The following is a 4,643-nucleotide window of genomic DNA, read 5'->3' on the forward strand; positions in this document are numbered from 1 at the left end:
GAGGGGGGGGTGGGGTTTTTTCCGGCTCTGTTTGGTGCCTCGCCCCCACCCCCCCCACCCCAACTCTCGTGTAGGTCGTGCGGCCAGGCAGGTGGCTAACCCCCAGGACGCCGCCGAGCCGGCCGAGCTGGTCCGGAACGACTCCGCGAGGTAATCCTCAGTGAACTTCACCCGCTGGAGCGCCCGGCTCCCCGGAACGCAGCGCCGAGCCGCCGCGCGCACCGACCGCACCGCCGCGCCCTCACCGGCCACGGCTGCCACGACAGGCGCCGGTGGCGCCGTGCCCGCCGCCCGTGCCGAGACCACCCCGGCCGGCGCACCCGCGCCCGAGAGCCCCGTCCCCACCCTCGACGGGCTCTCCGTTCACGACATCCTCGGCCAGGTCCCGGCCCTCGTCGCCCTCGTGCACGGCCCCGACCACCGCATCGCCTACGTCAACGCCGCCTACGCAGCCCTCTTCGGCCCCCGCACCACGGGCGCACCCGCCCGCGAGGCCCTCCCCGAGCTGGCCGAACTCGGCCTGCTCCCCCTCATGGACCAAGTCCTGCGCAGCGGCAAGCCCCGTACGGTCAAGTCCCGCCGCGTCTCCGCCGACGGCACCGTCAACCCCGCCGCCGACACGCCCACCGGCACCGACCCGGGCTCCGACACCCGCCCCCGGCACGGCTACTACACGTTCACCTGCTCCCCGATCGAAATCGGCACCCGCGACGCCGCCCACGGGCCCGACGGCACGGAAGCCACCCAGCCGGGCGTCCTCGTCTTCGCCGCCGACGTCACCGACCAGGTCGAAGCCGCCGAGCGGCTGCGCGCCAGCGAGCGCCAGCAGCGCGAGGCCGCCGTCACCCTCCAGCGCAGCCTGCTCCCGCAGGAACTCGAACAGCCCGACGACCTCCGCGTCGCCGCCACATACCAACCCGGCGGCAAGGACGCCGCCGTCGGCGGCGACTGGTACGACGTCATCACCCTCGGCGCCGGCCGCACCGCCCTCGTCATCGGAGACGTCATGGGCCGCGGCGTCCGCGCCGCCGCCGTCATGGGCCAGCTCCGCACAGCCGTCCGGGCCTACGCCCGCCTCGACCTGCCACCCCACGAGGTCCTGCAACTGCTCGACGGCCTCGCCACCGAAATCGACCCCACCCAGATCGCCACCTGCGTCTACGCCGTCCACGACCCCAACGAGGGCCGGCTCGTCTACGCCTCCGCCGGACACCTCCCCATCCTCGTCCGCGACCCCGACGGCACCGTCCGCCGCGCCGCCGAGCCCACCGGCCCCCCACTGGGCACCGGCGGCTGGCTGCACACCTCGGGCACCGTGCCCCTCGGCCCCGGCTCCAGCGCCGTCCTCTATACGGACGGCCTCGTCGAGCGGCGCGACGAGGACATCTACGACGGCGTCGAAGCCCTGGAGCGCGCCTTCTCCGGCGCCACCGGCTCACCCCAGGTCATGTGCGACCGGCTCATCCGTGCCCTCGGAGTGACCGCCGACCACGACGACGACGTGGCTGTCCTCGTCCTCCAGCACCCCGCCCGAACGGGCCACGACGCCGAGCTCTTCCACAACGCCGCCCTGGAGCTGCTCGGCGGCGTCGAGGCCGCGCCACGCGCGCGTGCCTTCGCCTCGGGCGTCCTGGCCAGCTGGCGCTTCCCCACCGAGCTGCGCGACCTGGGCGTCCTGGCCGCGAGCGAGCTCGTCGCCAATTCCCTCCAGCACGGCACACCACCGATGCGGCTGCGCATGCGCCGCACCGATCGCCGACTGATCATCGAGGTCACCGACGGCGACGACCACCTCCCGCGCCGCCGCCGGGCGGAGCCCGCCGACGAAGCGGGCCGCGGGATCTCGATCGTCGCCACCATCGCCTCCTCCTGGGGCTCGCGCCGCACACCCGGTGGCGGAAAGGCCGTCTGGTGCGAGTTCGCCCTCCCCGCCGGACACACCTCATGACCAGCGGGGCGACACGACCCTGACCGACAGCAGCCCGGCCGATAAGCCCGGCCGATAAGCCCGACCGACAGCAGGGCATACCGACAGCAGGGCATGACACAGCGCCTGTGGTCCCGGGACTCGACTGGTCCAGGGGCCACAGGCGCTGTGCGAGCGAAGACGCCCTACGCGGAGACGGCCACCCGCTCCGGAGCGTCGGCGCCGCCGGCGACCTCGCCGGTCGCAGCGCCCTCGGGCGCCTTGGAACGCGCGACGATGATTCCCCGCAAGGGGTTGTCCTGCGCCGGGGTGAGCCGACGGCCCATCCGCAGCGCCAGCACGCTGATGCCCAGCGAGCACACGACCAGCATCGCTATATAGGTGACGTACATCCCCGCACCGGCCATCAGACCACCGACGGCCGGGCCCACGGCCAGCGCCAACTGCTTCACCAGAGCGAAGGCCGAGTTGTACTGACCGACCAGCCGACCCGGCGCCAGGTCCGCCACCAGCGGAGCCATCGTCGGCGACAGCATCGACTCACCGATACCGAAGAGCGCGTACGTCGATATCAGCAGCGCGGTGGCGACACCGTGCGCCCCGGGCACGAGCCCGGAGACCCCGGCCATCACCCAGGCCACGGTCCAGATGACGCCGACCAGCGCGATGACCCGGCTGCGCCGCTTCCCTTCGACCATCTTGAGCACGACGAACTGCGCGAGCACGATGGCCGCCGTGTTCGCCGCGAGGGCGATCCCCAGCGTCGCCGGCGAGATCCGAGTGACCTCCACCGCGAAGGCGGCGAGCCCCGACTCGAACTGTCCGTAGCAGGCGAAGAACATCACGAAGCCCAGCACACACAGCTGGACCATCGCCCGGTCCTTGAGAAGGGTCCGCCAGCCGCCCTTGGCCGATGCGTCGGTCGGCACGGCGTCCTCGACCTTGGGTGCCTTCGGCAGCCGCACGGTCGCCACCACGGCACCCAGCACCAGGAACATCACCGACTCGATCGCGAAGAGCCGCACAAAGCTCGACGGGTCGGACGTGTCCACGAGCTGCCCACCCAGCAGACCACCGACACCGAGGCCGAGGTTGTTCAGGAAGAACTGCGTCGCGAAGGCCCGCGAGCGGGTCGTCGGCGTCGAACACCAGACGATCATCGTGGCCAGCGCGGGCTGGATCGCCGCGATGCCCGCACCGAGCGCGGCGGCAGCGGCGACGACGAGCGGCTCGGTGTCCGCGAGCCCGAGCCCCATCGATCCGACGGCGGCGGAGACCGTACCCGCGACGACCACAGGCAGCGGACCCCGTCGGTCGATGACCCGACCGACGAAGGGCAGCACGACAAGCGCGGCCACGGCGAACGTCGCGAGCACGATGCCTGCCGTGCTCGCGCCGAGGTTCCGCACCTGAGACACATAAATGAACAGGAACGGGACGGTAAAGCCGCTGCCGAACGCGCTCAACGCGTTCCCCAGCTGGATCCGGCGCAGAGCAGCGCCCATCGCGGTGGTCACACTCACCTACCTAGGTCGAGAGAACGGAAGCCCCGTGGGAGCAGCCCACGGGGTCCGAAGGAGTAAGGGGTTCAAGCGGTACTGACTGGTGCTGTCGAAGCAGAGGAGTCCGAGGAAGGAGCCCGGGACAGGTCCGAGGCGGAGAGTCCAGCCCTGAAGACTTCAACTCTAAACTTCGAAGCTAAACAGTACACATCAAAAGGCTTTAACGGCAAGCCCTCGTGTCATACTGCGGCTCATGCCTGACACCGCCGGCGCCCCCGAGCCGAGCCTCGACGAACAGATCGCCGCCTACCAGCGCGAGTTCCAGGACCTGGATCCGCAGGTGGAGAAGGTCGTCTCCGCACTCAGCCGCCTCAACCGGCGCATGAGCGTCGCGTACGGGCGGCAGACCGCCGAGCTCGGCATGAGCAACGCGGAGTGGGAGGTCCTCAAGGCCCTCGTGCTCGCCGGCGACCCCTACCGCATGGGCCCCGGGGACCTCGCGAAGCGCCTCGGCCTCACCCCGGCCGCGATGACCCACCGGATCGACCGGATGGTCTCGGAAGGCCTCGTCACCCGTGAGCGTGACGAGAACAACCGCGTCCGCGTCATCGTCGGCATCACGGAAGAGGGACGCGGAAAGTGGCTGGAGGCCATGCGGAGGGCCACCGTCTTCGAAGAGGATCTGCTCCAGGACCTCTCCGGCGACGAGCGCGGCCAGCTCGGCGAAATGCTGACCCGACTGCTGCGCCGTGTGGAAGAGGCCCAGCCGGACGCCGGCGGCCGCCTCAGCGACCTCGACTGAGCCTCGACGGAGACCCGGCTGGGAGGCCCTAGGGGGGTGCCTGAACCGGGGTTGACACGGGTCAGGGCGATACGTAATGTTCTCCGGGTTGCCGCGGGGCCGTAACGGTTCTGCGACGGCCACTCACGCCGCACCGGCGGCAATCTCTACTGCACGGCCCTTGAACGGGAACGATTTCGGCATGCCGAAATTCGTGACGCGGCTCCGATTAGGAGCCGCGGGGGAAATCCGCTAAAGTAGTGATCACGCCGGAAGGCGCGAAACACCCCGCTCCAACAGGGGGCCGGAAACGAAATCCGAACCGGAAACGGAACGGAAAACGGATCTGGTAAGGTTGGAAACACGAAATACCGAAGGGAAGCGCCCGGAGGAAAGCCCGAGAGGGTGAGTACAAAGGAAGCGTCCGTTCCTT

3 protein-coding genes are annotated in these 4,643 nt (G+C 70.5%); 2 read left to right on the forward strand and 1 reads right to left on the reverse strand.

The genetic code is table 11. The annotated features are described in order from the left end of the window. Nucleotides 1-160 precede the first annotated feature (160 nt). Entirely contained in the window at nucleotides 161-1,948 is a 1,788-nt protein-coding gene (locus ACZ53N_RS36430; RefSeq protein ID WP_469145010.1) for an ATP-binding SpoIIE family protein phosphatase, read from the forward strand. A 164-nt stretch (nucleotides 1,949-2,112) separates the two neighbouring features. Here ACZ53N_RS36430 and ACZ53N_RS36435 read toward each other — a convergent pair whose 3' ends face one another. After that, nucleotides 2,113-3,444 carry an MFS transporter gene (locus ACZ53N_RS36435; protein ID WP_469145011.1) on the reverse strand — a complete coding sequence of 444 codons (1,332 nt, stop codon included), beginning with the start codon at nucleotides 3,442-3,444 and terminating at the stop codon, nucleotides 2,113-2,115. A 238-nt stretch (nucleotides 3,445-3,682) separates the two neighbouring features. Here ACZ53N_RS36435 and ACZ53N_RS36440 point away from each other — a divergent pair, with 238 nt between their 5' ends. After that, a complete protein-coding gene (locus tag ACZ53N_RS36440; RefSeq protein WP_469145012.1) occupies nucleotides 3,683-4,231 on the forward strand; it encodes a MarR family winged helix-turn-helix transcriptional regulator in 549 nt (182 codons plus the stop codon). Nucleotides 4,232-4,643: the final 412 nt, after the last annotated feature.

It is taken from the genome of Streptomyces sp. NPDC033229 (genome assembly GCF_055576875.1).